The organism is Neisseria sp. HMSC068C04, assembly GCF_001810105.1.
Classification (GTDB): domain Bacteria; phylum Pseudomonadota; class Gammaproteobacteria; order Burkholderiales; family Neisseriaceae; genus Neisseria; species Neisseria flavescens_B.
Genome location: NZ_KV799965.1, coordinates 4,590 through 27,388 on the forward strand (window position 1 = coordinate 4,590; position 22,799 = coordinate 27,388).

General features: G+C 49.5%; 17 protein-coding genes. 10 read left to right on the plus strand and 7 right to left on the minus strand.

The window, feature by feature from the left end; all coding sequences use genetic code 11:
• The first annotated feature begins 218 nt into the window (after positions 1-218).
• Positions 219-1,151, plus strand: coding sequence for an ABC transporter ATP-binding protein (locus tag HMPREF2700_RS06830; protein WP_070591139.1), 933 nt, complete (start codon positions 219-221; stop codon positions 1,149-1,151).
• A complete protein-coding gene (locus HMPREF2700_RS06835; RefSeq protein ID WP_070591141.1) occupies positions 1,148-2,278 on the plus strand; it encodes a hypothetical protein in 1,131 nt (376 codons plus the stop codon). Before HMPREF2700_RS06830 ends, HMPREF2700_RS06835 begins: the two co-directional genes overlap by 4 nt.
• Positions 2,279-2,395: 117 nt before the next feature.
• Here the strand turns inward: HMPREF2700_RS06835 and pgmB are convergent, their stop codons facing one another.
• The 3 genes from pgmB to HMPREF2700_RS06850 all read right to left on the minus strand — a co-directional run bounded on the left by pgmB (position 2,396) and on the right by HMPREF2700_RS06850 (position 6,759).
• On the minus strand, positions 2,396-3,061 hold the full coding sequence (pgmB, locus tag HMPREF2700_RS06840) for a beta-phosphoglucomutase (RefSeq protein ID WP_070591142.1): 666 nt from the start codon (positions 3,059-3,061) through the stop codon (positions 2,396-2,398).
• A gap of 12 nt (positions 3,062-3,073) precedes the next feature.
• On the minus strand, positions 3,074-5,332 hold the full coding sequence (locus HMPREF2700_RS06845) for a glycoside hydrolase family 65 protein (protein ID WP_070591144.1): 2,259 nt from the start codon (positions 5,330-5,332) through the stop codon (positions 3,074-3,076).
• 74 nt (positions 5,333-5,406) lie between these two features.
• Positions 5,407-6,759, minus strand: coding sequence for an SLC45 family MFS transporter (locus HMPREF2700_RS06850; protein ID WP_070591146.1), 1,353 nt, complete (start codon positions 6,757-6,759; stop codon positions 5,407-5,409).
• Positions 6,760-6,946: 187 nt separating this feature from the next.
• Here HMPREF2700_RS06850 and HMPREF2700_RS11910 point away from each other — a divergent pair, with 187 nt between their 5' ends.
• Positions 6,947-7,084: a hypothetical protein gene (locus tag HMPREF2700_RS11910; protein WP_210389879.1), complete on the plus strand. Its 138-nt coding sequence runs from the start codon at positions 6,947-6,949 to the stop codon at positions 7,082-7,084.
• A 16-nt stretch (positions 7,085-7,100) separates the two neighbouring features.
• Positions 7,101-8,777 carry an energy-dependent translational throttle protein EttA gene (ettA, locus tag HMPREF2700_RS06855; protein WP_036493894.1) on the plus strand — a complete coding sequence of 559 codons (1,677 nt, stop codon included), beginning with the start codon at positions 7,101-7,103 and terminating at the stop codon, positions 8,775-8,777.
• Between the two features lie 65 nt (positions 8,778-8,842).
• Here ettA and HMPREF2700_RS06860 read toward each other — a convergent pair whose 3' ends face one another.
• The gene (locus HMPREF2700_RS06860) at positions 8,843-9,478 is read right to left on the minus strand and encodes a multidrug efflux system transcriptional repressor MtrR (protein ID WP_070591148.1); all 636 of its coding nucleotides are present in this window, start codon (positions 9,476-9,478) and stop codon (positions 8,843-8,845) included.
• A 226-nt stretch (positions 9,479-9,704) separates the two neighbouring features.
• On the opposite strand from HMPREF2700_RS06860, the gene HMPREF2700_RS06865 reads away from it, so the two are divergent.
• From HMPREF2700_RS06865 to HMPREF2700_RS06875, 3 genes are read left to right on the plus strand one after another with little or no spacing between them, the layout of a single operon-like run.
• Positions 9,705-10,973 (plus strand): efflux RND transporter periplasmic adaptor subunit, encoded by a 1,269-nt coding sequence (locus HMPREF2700_RS06865; protein WP_070591150.1) that lies wholly within the window; start codon positions 9,705-9,707, stop codon positions 10,971-10,973.
• An 11-nt stretch (positions 10,974-10,984) separates the two neighbouring features.
• The gene (locus HMPREF2700_RS06870; protein ID WP_070591152.1) at positions 10,985-14,197 is read left to right on the plus strand and encodes an efflux RND transporter permease subunit; all 3,213 of its coding nucleotides are present in this window, start codon (positions 10,985-10,987) and stop codon (positions 14,195-14,197) included.
• 56 nt (positions 14,198-14,253) lie between these two features.
• The gene (locus HMPREF2700_RS06875; RefSeq protein ID WP_141745832.1) at positions 14,254-15,660 is read left to right on the plus strand and encodes an efflux transporter outer membrane subunit; all 1,407 of its coding nucleotides are present in this window, start codon (positions 14,254-14,256) and stop codon (positions 15,658-15,660) included.
• A 74-nt stretch (positions 15,661-15,734) separates the two neighbouring features.
• Here the strand turns inward: HMPREF2700_RS06875 and HMPREF2700_RS06880 are convergent, their stop codons facing one another.
• The gene (locus HMPREF2700_RS06880) at positions 15,735-17,072 is read right to left on the minus strand and encodes a GTPase/DUF3482 domain-containing protein (RefSeq protein ID WP_070591156.1); all 1,338 of its coding nucleotides are present in this window, start codon (positions 17,070-17,072) and stop codon (positions 15,735-15,737) included.
• A gap of 575 nt (positions 17,073-17,647) precedes the next feature.
• On the minus strand, positions 17,648-18,109 hold the full coding sequence (locus HMPREF2700_RS06885) for a winged helix-turn-helix transcriptional regulator (RefSeq protein WP_079453694.1): 462 nt from the start codon (positions 18,107-18,109) through the stop codon (positions 17,648-17,650).
• Between the two features lie 216 nt (positions 18,110-18,325).
• On the opposite strand from HMPREF2700_RS06885, the gene alr reads away from it, so the two are divergent.
• Positions 18,326-19,384, plus strand: coding sequence for an alanine racemase (alr, locus tag HMPREF2700_RS06890; RefSeq protein ID WP_070591158.1), 1,059 nt, complete (start codon positions 18,326-18,328; stop codon positions 19,382-19,384).
• A 62-nt stretch (positions 19,385-19,446) separates the two neighbouring features.
• Here alr and HMPREF2700_RS06895 read toward each other — a convergent pair whose 3' ends face one another.
• Positions 19,447-20,190: a pseudouridine synthase gene (locus HMPREF2700_RS06895; protein ID WP_004520512.1), complete on the minus strand. Its 744-nt coding sequence runs from the start codon at positions 20,188-20,190 to the stop codon at positions 19,447-19,449.
• A 330-nt stretch (positions 20,191-20,520) separates the two neighbouring features.
• Between HMPREF2700_RS06895 and HMPREF2700_RS06900 the strand changes: the two genes are divergently transcribed.
• Positions 20,521-22,602, plus strand: coding sequence for a carbon starvation CstA family protein (locus HMPREF2700_RS06900; RefSeq protein ID WP_070591159.1), 2,082 nt, complete (start codon positions 20,521-20,523; stop codon positions 22,600-22,602).
• Positions 22,592-22,786 carry a YbdD/YjiX family protein gene (locus HMPREF2700_RS06905; RefSeq protein WP_070591161.1) on the plus strand — a complete coding sequence of 65 codons (195 nt, stop codon included), beginning with the start codon at positions 22,592-22,594 and terminating at the stop codon, positions 22,784-22,786. The genes HMPREF2700_RS06900 and HMPREF2700_RS06905 overlap by 11 nt, the downstream gene beginning before the upstream one ends.
• Positions 22,787-22,799: the final 13 nt, after the last annotated feature.

The following is a 22,799-nucleotide window of genomic DNA, read 5'->3' on the forward strand; positions in this document are numbered from 1 at the left end:
CCGAAATCCTCGCTATCTGGGACACCGTACTGCCAACTTTAAAACCAATTAAGTAAATTTGATAAGGAAGGCCGTCTGAAAATACCATGTTTTTTCAGACGGCCTTTTTATAATTTTGATGCTATCTAGAAAATATTTTTGGTGGCATTCAATGTTATGATGATGCATTATTGAATATGTCAGCGGCGATAAGGCCGTCTGAAATATAAGGACAACTGATGATAAAAATTGAAAATCTGTATTTTCATTACGATGAACGGCAAGTGCTGCATGATATTTCGGTACAGCTTCCTCAAGGCAGTATTACAGGGCTGATTGGACCGAATGGCGCGGGCAAATCGACGCTGATGCGATGTATGGCTGGTTTGGAGAATCCGAGTAGTGGGAAGGTTCTTTTAGATGGGCAACCTGTTTTAGAAAACCCTCGAGAGAGTTATGCCAAATTAGGCTATTTGCCTGATATTTTTGGATTACCTCAGGATCTTACTGTTTTGGAATGTTTGACTTATGCTGCCAGCTCGCGCGGGGTTTCAGAGAAAAATTTGCCTGAAATTCTGAGTGAAACTGTTCAACTTTTGGGTTTGGAAGATAAGCTCGGTAGTTTTATCAGTGAACTTTCGCGAGGGCAAAAGCAACGCGTAGGTATTGGGCAGGTCATTATTCACAAGCCGAAATTTTTATTGTTGGATGAACCCGCTAGCGGTCTGGATCCTGAAGCACGGCATGAGTTGTCGTTATTGCTGCTTAAATTGCAGAAGGAAGGTATGACGATATTGGTATCCAGCCACATTTTGTCTGAATTGGACGAATATTGCAGCCATATGCTTGTTATTAAGCAAGGGAAAATTCAGGTGTTCCAGGCACTGCAGGATGAAAATACTGATCGTCAAACTGTACGCCTGTGTTTTGCAACTGAGGAAATCAGTGTTGCGGCAGATGTATTGCAAGGATTGGATTACGTTTATGATGTAAAAGTAGATGATTCTGCATTGTTGGTATTAATTGATTCAGGCGATGAGGCACGTGTACGACTTATCCGTGATGTTGTGTTGAGGGATTTGGCATTGAGTGGGGCAGATATTGTGAAAACTACTTTGCTGCAAAGTTATCAAAACAGTTTGCAGGTCAAAAAACAGGGAGAGGCTGCATGAATCGTATCAAACCGCCAAAAATCATGGTAAATGCAGAGTTTCAAAGGTTGCTATGGTTGAATTTAAACTGGGGTATGGCTGCTGGTATATTTATTTTGTATGGACTGTTTGCTATAACCAAACGTGAAGGTACTGAATGGTCAGAGTATTTAATTATGACGAGTATGTTTGGTTTGGCTCTGTCAGCTTTGGCCGGTTATATTTTGATAGAAAGGAGTTTTAAACAAGATATATCTTCCAATACATTTGACCAGTTACGAATGTCTTCTTTATCGGCATGGCAAATGGCTTATTCACGAGTTTTGGCTGCTCCCATTTTGGCATGGGTGGGGTTTGCGATAGGATGGTTGGTATTGGGTTTGGGAGTACTACTCGATAATGGAGAAACTCCTCAATTACTGTATTCCTTTGCAACTATCCCATTTACTGCATGGACAGTTGCCTGTTTGATTGTTGTCAACGCGTTACAGTTTGGGCGTGGTCCACGGCAATATACAGGCTCAATACTGCAGTTAATCCTACTGTATATTGTCTGCATGGTTTTCTTCATTGATTTTTCAAGCGCAGTATCAGAGGCATTTTACTCTGAGGGGAGTCGTAGCGAATTTTACAGTGCTCGTATTAATTATGATATTACAAACATGCCTTTGGAACTTTTAATTTCAGCAGGCATAGGTGCAGTTTTCTCAGCGATAGCAGTATATGCTGCTATGGCATGGAAACTTTACTTGCAATCTCCAAGGCGCGTGTTCTTGATTTTGACAGTCTTATCGCCTATTTTATATTGGTGGGCTTTAGCAGATAAAAATGTATTTTGGTGGATGGCATCCGTCAATTATTCAGGTTTGGCTTTAGTTTCTTTGGTTGTACAGGATTTTCGGTTTCAATCGCTAAGCAAGAAAGCCCGATGGTATGATATCCCTGCCTGGTGGGTATTGTTGCCATTGGCGATCATATCCGCGTTTATGTTAGCAGGCAGTGTACTGTTGATACCGTTTATACAAATCGGTTGTTTGGTTTGTATACTATTAATTTGCTGCAATATGAGAGCAACTCGCTTTAATAATATTACACTGGGCTTATCTGTGTTTTTGTTAGCCCGTTCTCTGTGGGAACTTGCATTTTAGAAATACCGACAAGAGCTCTAAATATCTTGGTAGAAGTTTAGGGGATTTTAGAAAGATCTTAGGCCGTCCGAAAACCTGATTCAGGTTTTCAGACGGCCTTTTTACTTCCTTAGTATTTTATCTGCCTGACTGTTCCCATACATTTTGCAAGTAGGCATAGGTCAGCTCGGCGGTGCCGAACACCAGCGCGATGTCGCTGCCCAAGTCTTCGGCTTTGCCCACGCCGATAGGCAAGGCGCCGGCGGCTTTGATGGCGGCGACACCTGCGGCGGCGTCTTCAATGCCGATGCATTGGCGGATGTCTGCGCCCACACCCTCGGCTGCGGCGAGGAAGATGTCGGGGGCGGGTTTGGAATGCGCGACGGCGGCAGGGTCGGCAATGGCGTCGAAAAAGTGGGTCAGCTCCATGCGTTCCAGCAGGAACGGGCCGTTTTTACTGGCGGACGCGAGGGCGATTTTTTTGCCGTTTGCTTTCAATGCTTCCAGTAGCGGCAAAATACCGGGGTACACGTCTTCGGGTTTGACTGCCTGAATCATCTCGACGTAGTTGTCGTTTTTGCGGCGGGTCAGTTCGGCGAACTCGGCTTCGCTGACGGTTTTGCCGCCGTGCGCGAGGATGCGTTTGAGCGAATCGTCGCGCGACACGCCTTTGAGCTGCTCGTTAAACTTACGGTCTATGCTGATGCCCAGCCCTTCGGCGAGCTTTTTCCATGCGCGGTAGTGGTATTCGGCGGTGTCGGTGATGACGCCGTCGAGGTCAAAGAGGACTGCGGTAAAAGTCATTTTGCGCCCTCCTTATTTTTCCAACGCGACGGTGTGGCTGCCGTTGAGCGTAATGTCTTTGCCGTACACCTGCAAATCGAGCGGCTCGCCTTTGAGCAGGGTGAAGACCACGTTTTCTTTGCCGACGGCGACTTTAATCAGACGGCCGCGGTAGTTGATGTGGAAGGCATAGCCTGTCCACGCACTTGGCAGGAACGGGGCGAAGCTGAGTTTGCCGCCCCAGGTTTTCATTTGGGCGAAACCTTGGACGATGGCGAGCCACGAACCTGTCATGGAGGTGATGTGCAGGCCGTCTTCGGTGTCGTTGTTGTAGTTGTCCAAGTCCAGGCGGGCGGTGCGCTGGTACATTTCCACGGCTTTTTCTTCTTTGCCCAGTTCGGCGGCGAGAATAGAGTGGATACACGGCGACAGCGAGCTTTCATGCACGGTCATCGGTTCGTAGAAGTCGAAGTTGCGGCGTTTTTCGTCCATGTTGAAACGGTCGCCGAAGAAGTAGATGCCTTGCAAGACGTCTGCCTGTTTGATGAAGGGTGAACGCAGGATTTTGTCCCACGACCATTTTTGGTTGAGTGGCAAATCGTCGGGCGAAAGCGCGGACACGGGGCGGATGTCTTTGTCGAGGAAGCCGTCGTGTTGGACGAATACGCCGAGTTCTTCGTCATGCGGACGGTACATATTGGCGCTGATGTCCGCCCATTTTTCCAGCTCGGCGGCGCTCACGTTCAAATCCGGACGCGGATATTTCGCCAAGGCTTCGCGGGTGTAGTCCAGTACCCATGCGGCGAGGGTGTTGGTGTACCAGTTGTTGTTGATGTTGTTTTCGTATTCGTTCGGGCCGGTTACGCCGTGAATCATGTATTTGCCGTTGCGTTTGGAGAAGTGGACGCGGTCCGCCCAGAAGCGTGACACTTCGACCAAGACTTCCAAGCCTTCTTTGGCAAGATAGCTTTCGTCGCCGGTGTAGTTGGTGTAGTTGTAGATGGCGTAAGGAATCGCGCCGTTGCGGTGGATTTCCTCGAAGGTGATTTCCCATTCGTTGTGGCACTCGATGCCCGTAAACGTCACCATCGGATAGAGTGCGCCAGCCAAGCCCTGTTCGCGCGCGTTGTGTTGCGCCTGCGGCAGTTGGTTGCGGCGGTATTGCAGCAGGTTGCGGGTAACTTCGGGTTCAGCCAGTGCGAGGTAGAGCGGCACGGCGTAGGCTTCGGTGTCCCAATAGGTTGCGCCGCCGTATTTTTCGCCGGTAAACCCTTTGGGGCCGATGTTCAGGCGCGCGTCTTCGCCGTAGTAGGTGGAGAACAGTTGGAACAGGTTGAAGCGGATGCCCTGCTGCGCTTCGTCGCTGCCTTCGATGACCACGTCGGCAATTTCCCAGCGGTGCAGCCAGCCGGCTTTGTGTGCGTCCAGCAAGGTTTCAAACGCAACGCCTGCGATTTTTTCCGACAAGGCGCGGCCTGCGGCTTTCACCGCTTCCAAGCCTTGATAATCGCGACTGGTGGTAACAATCACGCGTTTTTCAAAGGTTTCGGGCGTGCCGCCGACTTCGACTTCGAAGGAATTGGAGACCTGCCAGTCGGTTTGGCTGCCGCCGAGGGCTTTGAAGCTGCCGGCGAAGGTTTGCTCGGCGTTGACGATGAATTGTTCCACGCCGAAGGGATTGGCGACGGTTTGGGTGGCAATGTAGGAGCGGTCGTCTGAAACGCCTTTGTCCAATACCTGCCAGAATTTTTCTTCGTAGTTGGAGTCTTCGTTTTTCACATCGGCGTCGATGATGGAATCGATGCGGACTTGGTGGGTTTTGCCGTCAACGGATACGGCTTCCCAGCGGATAACCGCCAGCTCTTTTTGCGCGACAGACAGAAATTTGCACACATCGAAACGCACGCCGAATACGGTGAACGAGCGGCGCAACACGCCGTGCTGCATATCGAGTTCGATGGAGAAGTCGGCAACGTCGTTTTTCGCCAAGTCCACTTCCTGATTGTCGACAAAGATTTTAACTTTGCTGAAATTGAGCGCATTGATGGCTTTGCCGAAATATTTAGGATAGCCGTTTTTCCACCAACCGACGCGGGTTTTGTCGGGGAACCAAACACCGGCGATGTAGGTGCCCAAGTGGCTGTCGGCGGAGTAGGTTTCTTCAAAGTTGCCGCGCATACCCATATAGCCGTTGCCCAAACTGGTCAGGCTCTCTTGCAGCCGTTTGTATTCTTTTTCCAGTTTTGCCGAACGCAATGTCCAAGGGCTGATTTCCATGATTCTTGTGTACATTTATGAAGCTCCTGTTATTAAAATCGTAAGTTCGGCAAAGGTTTCAGACGGCCTTTGCCGATGGTATGGATGGATTATTCGCCGTGGGTCTCTTTAATCAGACATACCGAGAAGGCTCCAAGCAGCAAGACTGCGCCTGCAACCAAGAACATGGTTGCCTGATGGCTGCCCAGCATAGGGAAGAGGATAAAGCTCAGCAGGGAGGCGACGATTTGAGGCATACAGATAGAGCCGTTGAACAGGCCCAAATAAGTACCCATGTGTTTGCCTGAGAGGGCATTGGTCACAATCGTCAAAGGATAGGTAATGATACCGGCCCACGCAATACCGATTAAGGTATAAGACAACACCAGTGCGTATTGATTACTGATGAAGAAAACGGAGAAGAAACCGAGTGCACCCAAAGCCAAGCAACCGAAATAACCGGCTTTATGGTATTTATTCGGTACTTTTGCCAGAATAAACGAGCAGATAACGGCAGCAATGGATTGTACTGCCGCCAAAACGCCGTACCAGTTGCCTGCTTCCTGATAGCCTACGGAAGAAGCATCGGTTGTCTGCCAAACGTTTTCTGCAATCGCGCCTGCCGAGTAAGTCCACATATATTGGAAAGCAAACCAACAGAAGAATTGTACCAAAGTAACCGTCCAAAACGCTTTAGGCGCGGTTTTTAAAAGTTCGAACCAGTTGGCTTTTTCCTGATTCGCGGCGACATCGATGCCGTGATAGCGGGCGTAGGTTTCCGGATCGTATTCTTTGACTTTGAAGATGGTGAACGCACTGGTAATAATCAGTAAGGCAGCGCCCACATAGAATGCTACGACCACGGTCTGCGGCACGACGCCTTTTTCGGCCGTGTTCGCCAAACCGATATACGCGAACACAAACGGCAGAATCGCCGCCACAACCGCGCCCGTATTCGCTAAGAAACTTTGAATGCCGTAGGCGTAGCTTTTCTGCTCCTCGTTGACCATGTCGCCGACCATCATCTTAAACGGCTGCATCGCCATATTGGAGGATACGTCCAACAGCGCAATCATCAGCGCGCCAAACGACAAAGCCGCCAAAGAAGCGTAGCCGAAACCGAAGCTGCCCGAGTTCGGCATCAGAATCATGACGATAACCGCAATTAGCGTGCCGTAAAGCAGATAGGGCAGGCGACGGCCACCCAGGCGCGGCATCCAAGTGCGGTCTGAGTAGTAACCCACAATCGGCTGAACCAACATACCGGCCAATGGGGGCAGAATGAAAAACCAGCCCAAACTGTGCGGGTCAGCGCCTAAAGTTTGAAAAATTCGGCTCATTTGTGAGCTTTGCAGGGTAAAGGCCGTCTGAACGCCGAGATAGCCGAAGCTCAGCATCCAAATCGTACTTTTTGCCAGTGACGGCAAACCTTGTTTTGCTGTTTTTTGCGTATGTTCTGACATGAGGTAAATCCTTATTTTAAAAGTATTTGTATTGGGAAATCTGAAATTGTTTTTAGCGCGGTGTTTCTTTGTCGTTATTATTTGTTTATGTACTTTCAAGGATATAGGCGCATTTTATGGAGCGTATCGAATATTGGCAACGTTTGTTCAAAGATAAACTGGCTTAAATCAAATTTTTTACGGTTTCGTGTTGAAAATTTTGGAGAATGAAAGCATTGGTTCGGCTTTGCTGCATATTGTGATGCTGATTTCTATTTTCAGACGGCATTTGAACAAGCAAGTATTTGAGCAATCGGTTAAAATGGGCCGTCTGAAATTTGTTTGACGGAAACGAGAAAACTATGTCCCAACAATACGTCTATTCTATGCTGCGCGTGAGTAAGGTTGTGCCGCCGCAAAAAACCATTATTAAAGACATTTCCCTTTCATTTTTCCCTGGTGCAAAAATCGGTTTGCTCGGTTTGAACGGTGCGGGTAAATCTACTGTACTGCGGATTATGGCTGGTGTGGATAAGGAATTTGAGGGCGAAGCCGTGCCGATGGGCGGCATTAAAATCGGCTACCTGCCGCAAGAGCCTGAGCTTGATCCTGAAAAAACCGTGCGCGAGGAAGTGGAAAGCGGTTTGGGCGAAGTAGCTGCGGCGCAGAAACGCTTGGAAGAAGTGTATGCCGAGTACGCCAATCCTGATGCGGATTTTGACGCGTTAGCGGAAGAACAGGGCCGCTTGGAAGCGATTATCGCGGCGGGTTCATCTACCGGCGGCGGTGCGGAACATGAATTGGAAATCGCCGCCGATGCGCTGCGCCTGCCGGAATGGGATGCCAAAATCGGCAATTTGTCCGGCGGTGAAAAACGCCGCGTTGCCTTGTGCAAACTCCTGTTGAGTAAACCCGATATGCTACTGCTGGACGAGCCGACCAACCACTTGGATGCTGAATCGGTCGAATGGCTGGAGCAATTCTTAGTGCGCTTCCCTGGCACAGTCGTTGCAGTAACGCACGACCGCTACTTCTTGGATAACGCTGCCGAATGGATTTTGGAACTCGACCGCGGCCACGGTATTCCGTGGAAAGGCAATTACTCGTCTTGGCTGGAGCAGAAAGAAAAACGCTTGGAAAACGAGGCGAAATCAGAAGCCGCGCGCGTGAAAGCGATGAAGCAGGAATTAGAATGGGTGCGCCAAAATGCCAAAGGCCGCCAAGCCAAGTCTAAAGCGCGTTTGGCGCGTTTTGAAGAAATGAGTAACTACGAATACCAAAAACGCAACGAAACTCAGGAAATCTTCATTCCCGTCGCCGAGCGTTTGGGTAACGAAGTGATTGAATTTGTGAACGTTTCCAAATCGTTTGGCGATAAAGTGCTGATTGACGATTTGAGCTTCAAAGTGCCTGCGGGCGCGATTGTCGGCATCATCGGCCCGAACGGCGCGGGTAAATCGACGCTGTTTAAAATGATTGCGGGCAAAGAGCAGCCCGATTCCGGCGAAGTGAAAATCGGCCAAACCGTGAAAATGAGCCTGATTGACCAAAGCCGCGAAGGTTTGCAAAACGACAAAACCGTGTTCGACAACATCGCCGAAGGCCGCGACATTTTGCAGGTCGGACAGTTTGAAATTCCCGCTCGCCAATATTTGGGTCGTTTCAACTTCAAAGGCAGCGACCAAAGCAAAATCGCAGGTCAATTGTCGGGCGGCGAACGCGGACGTTTGCACTTGGCAAAAACTTTGTTGAGCGGCGGCAATGTGTTGCTGCTGGACGAACCGTCTAACGACCTCGACGTGGAAACCCTGCGCGCGCTGGAAGATGCATTGCTGGAATTTGCCGGCAGCGTAATGGTGATTTCGCACGACCGCTGGTTCCTCGACCGTATCGCTACGCATATTTTGGCTTGTGAAGGCGACTCTAAATGGGTGTTCTTTGACGGCAACTATCAGGAATACGAAGCCGACAAGAAACGCCGTTTGGGCGAAGAGGGCGCGAAACCGAAACGTATCCGTTATAAACCGGTAACACGTTAAGCAGGTTTGAATGGAAAGGCCGTCTGAAACTTTTAATGTTTCAGACGGCCTTTTATTTTTGATGTTTATGATTGTTTTCTTAATTGCGGATGGTTTTCCAATGTATCAATGATGATTTCACTCATACGGGAGGCGGTTTGGGCCAAATCGAAGCCTTGACCTGAAGAAAGCCAGCGCCAAATCAAGCCGTCTAATGAAGACTTGATGAAGATGACCGCCATGTCGATGTCTAAGTTATCCGCCAGGGCTTTTTGTTGTACCGCATCGGTCAGGACGGCAACGATTTTTTCACGCCATAGTGATTGGTGTTTTTTAGCGATGGCAATGACCGCCTCATTTTGCTCGGTGTGTTCGCATTTTAGAAATAAAATGCTGTGGAATTTGTAGTGAAGATCGTTGTGTTGCAGGCGCTCGAAAAAACGGGTCAGGGTCAGGCGGAAGCTTGACCAAGCCTGTTCGTTATTGTTGTTCGAGTCTTCTTTTATGCAGCTTTCGATGTCGTCGCAAATCCGTTGGAACAGGGCGTCAAACAAATCTTCTTTGTTTTTGAAATGCCAATACAGCGCGCCGCGCGTTACGCCTGCGGCTTGGGCGATTTTGTTAAGCGAGGTGCGGGCAATGCCTTTCTGATAAAACGTATCCAATGCGGCAAGCATGAGATATTCTTTGGTTTTTAAGGCTTCGGTTTTGGTTCTTCTCATAGTTGTTTTGTAGGAAATGTAAATTTATGGTTCGGATTATAAAAAATTACTTCTGAACATGCAAGAATGTATGTATAATTTAATTCAATACTTGATAGTGTTTCTCAACACTATATAATCAGCCTGTTTTTCATAAAAGGAGGCAATTTCTGTTTGTGAAATATGAGATTAAAGTAATCAATTTTTAATTAGTCAAACCCTTATTTATCATAGAGATAGGAAAATTATGGCTCTTTATGCTTCTAAAATGATGCGTGTTGCGGCAATTGCAGCAGCTACTGCGTTGGCGCTTTCCGCTTGCGGCAAAGGCGATGAAAAAGCAGCCGGCCAACAGGCGCAAGGCAGTCAGCAACAGCAAAAACAACCTGCGCCTGAAGTCCGTGTGGTCACTGTGCATCCGGAAACCGTCGCATTGACAACCGAGTTGCCGGGCCGTCTGGAATCATTGCGTACTGCCGAAGTCCGCGCCCAAGTCGGCGGTATTTTGCAAAAACGCCTGTTCCAAGAGGGCAGCTATGTGCAAGCTGGTCAGCCTTTGTATCAAATCGACAGCTCGACTTATGAAGCAAATTTAGAAAGCGCACGCGCCCAGTTGGCGAGTGCGCAAGCGACTTTGGCCAAAGCGAATGCCGACTTGGCCCGCTACAAACCGTTGGTTGCCGCCGATGCCATCAGCCAACAAGAATATGATGCGGCCGTAACGGCCAAGCGCTCAGCCGAGGCAGGCGTCAAATCTGCACAAGCAGCCATCAAATCTGCCGGTATCAGCCTGAACCGCTCCCGCATTACTGCGCCGATTTCCGGCTTTATCGGTCAATCTAAAGTTTCTGAAGGTACGCTGTTGAATGCCGGCGATACCACCGTTTTGGCCACCATCCAACAAACCAATCCGATGTATGTCAACGTTACCCAATCTGCCAGTGAGGTTATGAAACTGCGTCAACAGGTTGCCGAAGGCAAATTGTTGGCGGCAAACGGCGCGATTGCAGTGGACATCAAATTTGACGACGGTACGGTTTACCCTGAAAAAGGCCGTCTGCTGTTTGCAGATCCGACTGTTAACGAAACGACCGGTCAAATTACCTTGCGCGCTGCCATTCCTAATGACAGAAATATCTTGATGCCGGGCTTGTATGTACGCGTATTGATGGAGCAAGTGGCTGTTGATAATGCATTTGTAGTGCCGCAACAAGCAGTTACCCGCGGTACAAAAGATACTGTGATGGTGGTGAATGACAAGAGCGAAATGGAAGCGCGTGTCGTGACCGTAGCCCAACAGCAAGGTACTAATTGGGTGATTACAGACGGCCTGAAAGACGGCGACAAAGTGGTTGTCGAAGGCATCAGCATTGCCGCTATGTCGGGTGCTAAAAAGGTAACGCCGAAAGAATGGACACCACCTGCAAGCGCTGCGGCAGCAACACCGGCAGTTCCAGACGGCCAGGCTGCATCCGAGGCCAAGCCTGAAGCTAAAGCTGCATCTGAAGCCAAATAAGGAACGCATGAATGTCTAAGTTTTTTATTGACCGCCCCATTTTTGCATGGGTTATTGCGATTTTTATTATCGCAGCGGGTATTTTCGGCATTCAAAAACTGCCGATTTCCCAATATCCGTCCGTTGCTGCACCGACCATTACTTTGCGCGCTACTTATCCGGGCGCTTCTGCTCAGGTAATGGAAGACAGCGTACTGGCCGTTATCGAACGTAATATGTACGGTGTGGAAGGTTTGGACTATATGACGACTTCTGCCAATTCCAGCGGCAGCGGCAGCGTCAGTCTGACGTTTACACCGGAAACCAATGAAGATTTGGCGCAGGTAGACGTGCAGAACAAATTGTCGGAAGTGTTGTCCACATTGCCGTCTACCGTACAGCAATATGGTGTAACCGTATCTAAAGCGCGTTCCAACTTCTTGCAAGTGGTCATGCTTTCTTCTGAAAAGCAATCCATTGAGGAAATGAACGATTACGCCCAGCGCAATATCATTCCTGAACTGCAGCGTATCGACGGCGTAGGGCAGGTACAATTGTTTGGTGCGCAACGCGCCATGCGTATTTGGGTTGACCCGAAAAAACTGCAAAACTACAACCTGTCTTTTGCAACGGTAACCAACGCACTGGCTACTCAAAATATCCAAATTTCTGCAGGCTCTATCGGCTCTTTGCCGGCGGCTGCAGGTCAGACCATTTCAGCAACTGTGACGGCTCAAGGTCAGCTGAGCACTGCTGAAGAGTTTGGCAACATCATTTTGGTATCCAATACCGATGGTTCTAATGTCTATCTGAAAGACGTTGCCAAAGTCAGCTTGGGTATGCAGGACTATTCTACTTCCACACGTTTGAACGGCGTGAATACCACCGGTATGGCAGTGATGCTGTCCAACAGCGGTAACGCTTTGGCAACGGCGACTGCCGTGAAAGAAAAAATGGCAGTTTTGCAGAAGTATTTTCCAGACGGCATGAGCTGGAAAGTTCCTTACGATACTTCCAAATTTGTGGAAATTTCGATTGAGAAAGTGATCCATACGCTTTTGGAAGCCATCGTATTGGTATTCTTAGTGATGTATCTCTTCCTGCAAAACATCCGCTATACGCTGATTCCGACCATTGTTGTACCGATTTCCCTGTTGGGCGGTTTTGCCTTTATCTCATACATGGGTATGTCGATTAACGTATTGACCATGTTTGCGATGGTATTGGTGATCGGTATTGTGGTCGATGACGCGATTGTGGTCGTTGAAAACGTTGAGCGTATTATGGCGAGTGAAGGTCTGTCGCCTAAGGCTGCAACCAAAAAAGCGATGAGTCAGATTTCCGGCGCGGTGATCGGTATTACTGCCGTGTTGATGTCCGTATTTGTGCCGCTGGCAATGTTTAGCGGTGCAACCGGTAACATTTACAAACAGTTTGCCCTGACCATGGTGGCATCGATCGGCTTCTCCGCATTCCTTGCTTTGACGCTGACTCCGGCATTGTGTGCCACCATGCTCAAGCCGATTCAGAATGGTCATCACGAAGAGAAAAAAGGTTTCTTCGGTTGGTTTAACAAGAAATTCGACAACTGGACACACGGCTACGAAGGCTGGGTAGCCAAAGTCTTGCGCAAGACTTTGCGCATGATGGTTGTCTATATCGGTTTGACTGTTGTGGGCGTATTCCTGTTTATGCGTCTGCCGACTTCCTTCTTGCCGACTGAAGACCAAGGTAACTTGATGTTGAGCGTACAGCTGCCTGCCGGCGCGACCAAAGAGCGTACCGATGCAACTTTGGCTCAAATCACTCAACTGGCGAAATCTGTACCTGAGATCGAGAACATTGTTACCGTTTCCGGCTTTAGTTTTAGCGGTTCCGGCCAAAACATGGCTTTGGGCTTTGTCATTCTGAAAGACTGGAGCGAACGTACTGCTCCGGGCAGCGATGCGACTTCTATTTCCGGTAAGTTGACCGGCATGATGATGGCTACGCTGAAAGACGGTTTCGGTTTGGCGATTGTGCCTCCTGCCATTATGGAATTGGGTACAGGCTCCGGCTTGACGATTTACCTGCAAGACCGTAACAACAGCGGCCATGCTGCATTGTTGGCCAAGCGCAATGAGCTGATTGACAAAATGCGCAAAAGCGGTTTGTTTAACCCAAGTACCGTTCGTGCGAGCGGTTTGGAAGATGCGCCGCAGTTGAAAATCGACATCAATCGCTCTGCCGCAGCTGCACAAGGTATTTCGTTCTCTGACATCCGTACTGCTTTGGCTTCTTCTTTGGGTTCGTTTTATGTAAACGACTTCCCGAATCAAGGCCGTCTGCAACGCGTGATGGTACAAGCTGATGCGAGTGCCCGTATGCAGCCTGCCGATATTCTGAACTTGACCGTGCCGAATAAATCCGGTGTTGCCGTACCGCTTTCTACCATTGCTACTGTTTCTTGGGAAAACGGTATGGAACAAAGCGTCCGCTTCAATGGTTATCCTGCAATGGAGCTTTCCGGCTCGCCTGTTAATGGCGTGTCTTCCGGTCAAGCCATGGCTGCGGTACAGCAAATGGTTGATGAAATGGGCGGCGGTTACAGTTTGGAATGGGGCGGTCAGTCTCGTGAAGAGGCCAAAGGCAGCTCGCAAACAGTCATGTTGTACGCATTGGCCGCTGCCGCTGTATTCTTGGTATTGGCTGCTTTGTACGAAAGCTGGTCTATCCCGTTGGCGGTTATCCTTGTGATTCCGTTGGGCTTGATTGGCGCGGCATTGGGCGTGACCGGCCGCAACATGTTTGAAGCGCTGCTGGGCAGTATTCCGGCATACGCCAACGATATCTACTTCCAAGTCGGTTTCGTTACGGTGATGGGTTTGAGTGCGAAAAACGCGATTTTGATTATCGAATTTGCCAAAGACCTGCAAGCGCAAGGCAAGAGCGCGCTTGAAGCTGCGCTTGCCGCCGCACACCTGCGTTTCCGTCCGATTATCATGACTTCGTTTGCCTTCATCTTGGGCGTGGTACCGCTTTATGTTGCCAGCGGTGCCAGCTCCGCCAGCCAACGTGCGATTGGTACGACCGTGGTCTGGGGTATGTTGATCGGTACGATTCTGTCTGTGTTCCTTGTGCCTTTGTTCTATGTGGTTGTGCGCAAATTCTTTAAAGAAACCGCACACGAGCATGAGATGGCCGCCAAACACGCCGCTGAAGCCGGCATGATTGAAGACGGTAAACAAGATTCAGACAAGCACTAAAGCAAAGGCCGTCTGAAAAATTTTCAGACGGCCTCAAAATGCTAAAGGATTCTAAAATGAAGAAGATTACATTCAAACCTGTACTGACCGCCGTTGCCGCCGCCGTGGCTTTGTCGGCCTGTACCATGATGCCGAAATATGAGCAGCCTCAAGTTGCCGTGGCCGATACGTTTAAATACGACACTGTTGACGACGGTATCCGTGCAGCCGAATTGGGTTGGCAAGATTACTTTGCCGATCCTCGCCTTCACCGCCTGATCGACATCGCATTGGAACGCAATACCGATTTGCGTACAGCCGCGCTGAATGCGGAAATCTACCGCAAGCAATATATGATTGCGCGTAATAATTTGTTACCAACCGTCAATGCCAGCGGTACAGGTTCGCGTCAAGGCAGTTTGAGCGGCGGCAGCGTCAGCAGCCAATACAGCGTGGGTTTGGGCGCAGCCTCTTATGAACTTGACCTCTTCGGCCGTGTCCGCAGTACCAGCGAAGCCGCGTTGCAAGGTTATTTCAATGTGGCCGCCAACCGCGATGCCGCGCATCTGACCTTGATTTCTACCGTTGCCAAAGCCTACTTTAACGAACGCTACGCCGAAGAAACCATGGCATTGGCACAACGCGTATTGCAAACCCGTGAAGCGACTTACAAGCTCTCGCAATTACGCCATAAGGCCGGTGTGATTTCCGCCGTTGATTTGCGCCAACAGGAAGCGTTGATTGAATCGGCCAAAGCCGATTACGCTTCCGCGGTGAAAAACCGCGAGCAAGCGCGCAATTTCTTGGCTATGCTGATTAATCAACCTTTGCCTGAAGACTTGCCTGCCGGTCTGCCTTTGAGCAAACAGTTCAAATTGACCAAACTGCCTGCCGGTTTGAGTTCGGACGTGCTGCTCAACCGTCCGGATATCCGCGCGGCCGAACACGCGCTCAAACAAGCCAATGCCAATATCGGCGCGGCACGTGCTGCCTTCTTCCCACGCATCAGCCTGACCGGTTCGGTCGGTACGGCTTCCGGCGAGTTGAGCGGCCTGTTTAAGAGCGGTACAGGTATTTGGGCTTTTGCACCATCCATCACTCTGCCTATCTTTGACTGGGGCACAAACAAAGCCAATCTTGACGTAGCCAAACTGCGCCAACAAGCACAAATCGTTGCTTATGAAGCCGCTGTTCAATCTGCATTCAAGGACGTTTCCAATGCGTTGGTAGCACGCGAACAGCTGGATAAAAGCTATGACGCTTTGAGCAAACAAAGCCGCGCCTACAACGACAGCCTGCGCCTCATCAGCCTGCGCTACAAACATGGTGTATCCAGTGCATTGGATTTGCTGGATGCCGAGCGCAGCAATTACAGCGCAGAAACTGCTCTTTTGGCCAATCAGCTGACCCGTTTGGAAAATCTTGCCGACTTGTATAAAGCACTTGGCGGCGGTTTGAAACGCGAAACCAAAGCTGCTGAATAAGTATTTGCCTGCTAAGATTAAAAGGCCGTCTGAAACATTTGGGTTTCAGACGGCCTTTTTGTTATGCGGCAATTCTAAGCTTTTAATTTCTCGCTTAAAGTGGCGACATAGGCTGCGCGTTCGTTACGGCTGGCTTCGGGCTGGTGTGTGTTGAGCGAAGACCATTTGCGGTTGCTGCGCGCTTTGTTGAGTTCGCTTGGCAATTTGGCCGCATTCCATGGCGCTTTGCGTTCTTTTAGTTCAATATGCGATTGAGCCGCATGGCCGCGCGTTTGCAAGACGTGCAACAAATCCAGTGCGCGTGCGGCGAGTAGGGTAAGGGTTTCCGGATCGATATGCAGGGTTTGTCGGCCGTTGATTTTGTCGGTGATGTCTTGGGCATTGGGCAAAATACCGCCCAATAGTCCGCCGATGGCGGTACCCAAACCAAGCGAGCCGCCAAGCGTGGCAATATCCAAACCTAAGCCGATGAGTGCGCCTGCGGTTGCGCCGGTACCGGTACGGATGCCGTAATGTTTGAGCAACTCGCTATCAAACGGATCTTGTTTGAAGGCTTTGGGCATCCATGTGCTGTCGCTGCCGACTTCGTCGTGATAGAAGCGGTAAAGTGTGAACAGGCGTTGTTGCATTTGCCGCTCAAGTTGGCGGATTTCCGATTGCATGACTTCCAAAGTCGGGGCTGGGTCGTCGTTTTCGGCAATTTCTTGGGTGAATGCGGCGGCATCCAGCAGAAAATCGGCAATTTCACGGCGTGCTTCCGTATCCAGCCGTTGCCACTCGCGACGGCGCATATTGATGAGGCGGTCGAGGATGTCGCGCTTAGGTAACATAGTGGCAAGGTTTTCCCACAATCGGATTTCGCCTTCAAAGTCGAACGCAACGGTATCGAAACCGGCGTAAACATGCAGGGTTCGACGGGCGAGCATATTGGTCCAAGCGGTCAGGTCTTGATTTTGGGTGAAGTTGAACACGGGCATGATGGGCTTGGCGCACCAAGACAAAATGGTCAGCTCGTCTTTGTATTTGTCGAGGACGGGTTCCCGCGCATCGATGACGTACATGGCCATATCGCTTTGCATGACTTGGCGCAGCACTTTGGCCTCTTGGTTGAACTCGTGATGCGCTTCATGATTGCTGAGGAATTGCTGGATGCGCTCAATGCCGTCATCGCGTGCGGATGTATGGGTTTCCAGCCAGTCCAACACGCCGCCGGCATCTTCAAGGCCGGGGGTGTCGTAGAGGTAAACCAAGCTGTCGTTGCCGTCGTTGATAAGGGCTTCTTCGACATGGCGCGTGGTGGATGGCGCGTTTTTCACTTCGCCGAAGGTGCTGTCGCGCAAAAGCGTACGTAAGAGCGAGGTTTTGCCTGTGTTGGTATGGCCGACAACGGCAAGGGAGAGTGGGGTGGTCATGGTCTTTGGGTTGGGTTGATATGGACGATGAATGTGTGAGTATGGAGCCGTTTATCTTTAGTGGCAATATATGTTTCAGACGGCCCTAAATTCTCTTTATATATGGGCGAAAATAGCAAGAAAAAGAGGGGAATAGCGGATTTGTTGTTTTTTAGCAAAATACTTGAAAATAGGCAGGAAAACAGTTGACAGGGGGGTAGAAGGCTAGGATAATTCGCGCCGTTGAGTTGCTTGATGCAGCTTGATTTTTCTCCTCTATTTCTCCTTTGTAGACTTGGCGCATATCGAGACGGTATGCGCATTTTTTTATCTATATTGAAACATGATTACATTTAAAATTTGTAAATTGAATAATTAAGAAACTTTACAAGAAAAATACTTGCGCGGTTGAATCTCTTGTTGCATAATTCGTTTCGTTAGCTGGTTCGAGTAGTCAGTTAATAGTTTCTCCTCTATTTCTCCTTTGTAGACTTGGCACACATTCTGTCGAATGTGTGCATTTTTTTTTGCCTATTTAAAATAAAGGCCGTCTGAATGTTGTAATCTTTCAGGAGGCCTTTATTGGTTGAATAGAATTAGATGTCTAATACTACTTCTTCTTTGACTTCTTCCATGACAACATAGCTGCGGCTTTCGGACGCAGCCGGCAGTTGCAGCAGGATATTGCCGAGCATATCGCGATAGGCGGACATATTGGGCAGGCGGACTTTGATAAGGTAGTCGTATTCGCCGGAGACCAAGTGGCATTCCAAAATTTGCGGAATTTTCAGCACTTCGCGTTTGAAGTCTTCAAAAATATTGCCGGATTTGGAGCGCAGTTTCAGCTCGACAAAGACCAAGAGGCTTTGACCTAAAGCATGAGGATTCAGATGGGCGTGATAGCCGGTAATAAGGTTGTCGCGTTCCAAGCGGCGGACGCGTTCGGTTACCGGCGTGGTGGAGAGGCCGACTTTTTCAGCCAATTCGGTCATGGGGATACGTGCGTTTTGTTGTAGGAGCTTGAGAATTTTTAAGTCGGTTTTGTCGAGTTCTTTCATGGCCTTGATGTCTGTCGTTTTCATTTGGATTGAATCATAACCTTAAAACAGGCTGAGAAGAAGCATAAATGCCTAAAGGCGCGCATGAGGTCTAAATTATGAATAGATTATTCTTGTGGATTTCATGGAATCCTGTGTAGTTTTTGACCTATAATATTTACTTCAAAGTAATGGGGCAGGCCGTCTGAAACGGAATGCCGATAAGAGGAATACATTATGCGTCCGCTCAATGCGCAAATCCGTTTGGATAATTTACGTCAAAATTATCGTTTTCTCAAAGAGTTGCACGGCAATAAATTGTTGGCTGTGATTAAGGCCGATGCTTACGGGCATGGCGCGGTCAGATGTGCACACGCGTTGGCAGATATTGCCGACGGCTTTGCGGTAGCAACGGTAGATGAAGGCGTGGAACTGCGTCAAAACGGCATTAAAAATCCGATTGTTTTGTTGGAAGGCGTATTTGAGGATGCGGAGTATGCGGATGTTGACCGTTATGATTTGTGGCCGGCAATCGGTAGCCAATGGCAGTTGGAGGCGTTTGTACATCATGAGTGGCAACATCCGACAACTGTATGGCTGAAAATGGACTCGGGTATGCACCGTGCCGGTTTCTTTCCACATAACTACGCTGCGGCCTATACTGCATTGAAACAATCCGAATCGGTTGAAAATATTGTGAAATTCAGCCATTTTGCCTGCGCGGACGAGCCTGAAAACGGCATGACCGAAATGCAGCTTGAAGCGTTTGATTTGGCGTGTGAGGGTTTGGAAGGCGAAGAGAGCTTGGCGAATTCCGCCGCGATTTTGAACGTGCCTGAAGCCCGTCGCGATTGGGGACGTGCCGGTCTGGCCTTGTATGGTATTTCGCCTTTCGGCGGCGTGGATGAGCGTTTGAAACCTGTTATGCGCCTGACTTCCCGTGTTTTCGGCGAGCGCGTGTTGCAACCGCATTCTCCGATTGGTTACGGCGCAACGTTCTACACCAGCAAATCTACCCGTGTCGGTTTGATTGCCTGCGGCTATGCCGACGGTTATCCGCGTCGCGCTTCTACTAATTCCCCTGTGGCCGTGGATGGCAAACGCAGCCGTATTATCGGCAGGGTATCTATGGATATGATTACGGTTGAACTGGAAGCCTCGAAAGAGGGCTTGGGCGCGGAAGTCGAGCTTTGGGGTGATGTGATTAATATTAATGAAGTTTCCGAAGTTGCCGGTATGATTCCGTACGAAATCCTCTGCAATATCAAACGTGCGAAGTTTACTTATATCGAATAAGCAGTAATAAAAGATCAGGCCGTCTGAAATGTGTGTTCAGACGGCCTTTTTGTTATCTGCAATTAAAACGATTCGTCAGCGCGTAAATAACGCCATTTTCCCGGCGGCAGTCTGCCGAGTTTGACTTTGCCCATACGGATGCGTTTCAAACCGACGACGCGCAGGCCGACCAGTTCGCACATACGGCGGATTTGGCGTTTTTTGCCTTGTCGCAAAATAAAGCGCAACTGGTCTTCGTTTTGCCATTCAACTTTGGCGGGGCGCAATTTTTCTCCGTCCAAACTCAAGCCGTGGTTGAGCAGGGCAAGGCCTTTGTCGTCCAGCTTGCCGCGGACGCGGACGAGGTATTCTTTTTCGCTGCTGCTGTTTTCGCCAATCAGCTGTTTGGCGATGCGGCCGTCTTGAGTGAGTACCAACAATCCGACGGAGTCGATATCCAGGCGGCCGGCAGGGGCTAAACCGAATTTGTGTTTTTCGCTGAAAGGGATACGGCTGTCGTCGCCTTCCCAATGGTTTTCGGCGGTAATGAGTTCGGCGGCGGATTTATAGCCTTTTTCTGCCTGCGCGCTGACGTAGCCGACGGGTTTATTCAGCAGGATGGTTACGCGCGCGGCTTGTTTTTCATGGGCTTGTTTGTTGAGGTCGATGCGGTCGCGCTCGGTGACTTTTTGACCGAGTACGGCGGTTTGTCCGTTGACTTTGACCCAGCCTTGCTCGATGTAGCTGTCTGCCTCGCGGCGCGAGCATAAGCCTAATTGCGCCATGCGTTTGGAGAGGCGCATGGTTTCGGAATCGTTGTTTTGCATGGTATGGCAATATAGAGAAATGGGAATGTCGGATTATAGCATTGCCCGTTTGTCAGGCCGTCTGAAAACTGAAGATTTGGGTTTTCAGACGGCCTTTCATTTGCAATATGCTAAGAAATTTTTAGTTTTAAAGTAAAAACTAAAGGGTGTATTGTCTGTTTGTGTTAACCTTACGAACGAACTAATCATTTTGTTTTCAGTCGAATTTGGGTTGAAATGACATTTTACTCATAAAATCATGAAGACTATAATGATTAGTCGTTCTGAAGCGCATTAAGGCAGTTTGCCGCTAAAGCAAGCCTTGGTGCATCACGTTTTAAGGATAAATTAATGAAATCGCTCAAATCATTTTTGATCTGGGGCATTGTGGTTTTGGTGGGCTTGGCCTCCTTTACCACTTTAGCTCTCAGCCGTGACGAGCATGTCAGTGCGATTTGGATGGTTACGGCCGCCATTTCGGTATACTGCATTGCCTACCGTTTTTACAGTCTTTACATTGCCAATCGTGTGATGCAGCTTGATCCTAACCGTCTGACTCCGGCAGAACGCCACAATGACGGCTTGGACTATGTGCCGACACATAAAGGCGTACTGTTCGGCCACCACTTTGCCGCTATTGCCGGCGCAGGCCCTTTGGTTGGTCCTGTATTGGCAGCGCAAATGGGTTATCTGCCCGGTACTTTGTGGATTATCTTCGGCGTGGTGTTTGCCGGTGCCGTACAGGATATGATGGTACTGTTTGTTTCTATGCGCCGCGACGGTAAGTCTTTGGGCGATATCGTGAAACAAGAACTCGGTACCGTTCCGGGCGTGATTGCATCCATCGGTATTTTGATGATTATGGTCATCATTATGGCGGTGTTGGCGCTGATTGTTGTGAAAGCGTTGGTTCACAGCCCTTGGGGTACGTTCACCATCGCAGCAACCATGCCGATTGCCCTGTTTATGGGTATCTACACCCGTTATATCCGTCCGGGCAAAATTGGTGAGATTTCCATAGTCGGTTTTATTTTGCTGATGTTGGCCGTGATTTATGGTGAAGATGTTGCCCATAGCTCCTTCGGTCACTGGTTCGACCTTGACGGCATTCAGCTGACTTGGGCGATTATGATTTACGGTTTCGTGGCTTCCGTATTGCCGGTTTGGCTCTTGCTGACTCCGCGCGACTATCTGTCTACCTTCCTGAAAATCGGTACGATTGCAGCTTTGGCTTTGGGTATCGTTATTGTTAACCCAACCCTGCAAATGCCTGCGGTTACCCACTTTATCGATGGTTCAGGCCCGGTATTCTCAGGTGCATTGTTCCCATTCTTGTTCATTACCATTGCTTGTGGTGCGGTTTCAGGCTTCCATGCGCTGATTTCTTCAGGTACCACGCCAAAAATGGTGGAAAACGAAACCCACGTCCGCATGATCGGTTACGGCGGCATGATTATGGAAAGCTTTGTGGCCATTATGGCTCTGGCTGCCGCCGCTTCGCTTGATCCAGGCGTGTACTTCGCGATGAACAGCCCGGCCGCGCTGATTGGTACGGATGCCAACACTGCTGCCGAAGTCATCACCACTAAACTGAACTTCTCTGTTGATGCCGCAACCTTGTTACACACTGCTAAAGAAGTGGGCGAAAACACCATTCTGTCTCGTGCAGGTGGCGCACCAACCCTCGCAGTCGGTATGGCACACATCATGAGCCGTCTGATTCCGGGCGAAGCCATGATGGCGTTCTGGTATCACTTTGCCTTGCTGTTTGAAGCCTTGTTCATTTTGACTGCGGTTGACGCGGGTACACGCGTTGCCCGTTTCATGATTCAAGACTTGGGCAGTATCTTCTACAAACCATTCGGTAACACCGACTCTATCCCTGCCAACTTGGTTGCAACATTCTTGGCCGTGGCATTGTGGGGTTACTTCCTCTATACCGGCGTAACCGACCCTCTGGGTGGTATCAACTCGCTCTGGCCGTTGTTCGGTATTGCCAACCAAATGCTGGCAGGCGTAGCGTTGATTATGTGTACCGTCGTATTGGTGAAAATGAAACGCGACCGCTATGTTTGGGTAACCTTGGTTCCTGCTGTCGGCGTATTGTTTGTCACCTGCTATGCCGGTTTGCAAAAACTGTTCCACAGCGATCCGCGCGTCAGCTTCTTGGCTCACGCAGGCAAATACCGCGATGCCTTGGCTTCAGGCGAAGTTCTTGCTCCAGCTAAAGACATTGGCGAAATGTCACAAATCATCTTCAACGACCAAATCAATGCCGGTTTGACCGCTTTGTTCCTGGCAGTTGTCGTGATTGTCGCCGTGTACGGTTTCCGTACCGCCATGAAAGCCCGCAAAGTCGGCTGGCCAACTGCTAAAGAAATTCCAGCAGTGTACCGCGACGGTAAACAGCCGGAGGCTCAGAATGAAGCATAAGCTTGCATCTTGGTGGAAAACCATCAAGCTGACAGCAAACTTGATGGCCGGTGTCCCAGATTATGAAAACTACGTTGCCCGTCAACGCAGACATAATCCCAACGCGCCGGTCATGACCGAGCTGCAATTCCAAGACTACTGCCGCAAACGCCGTTGCGGCAGCAACGGCGGACGCTGTTGCTGATAGCTTAAATGGT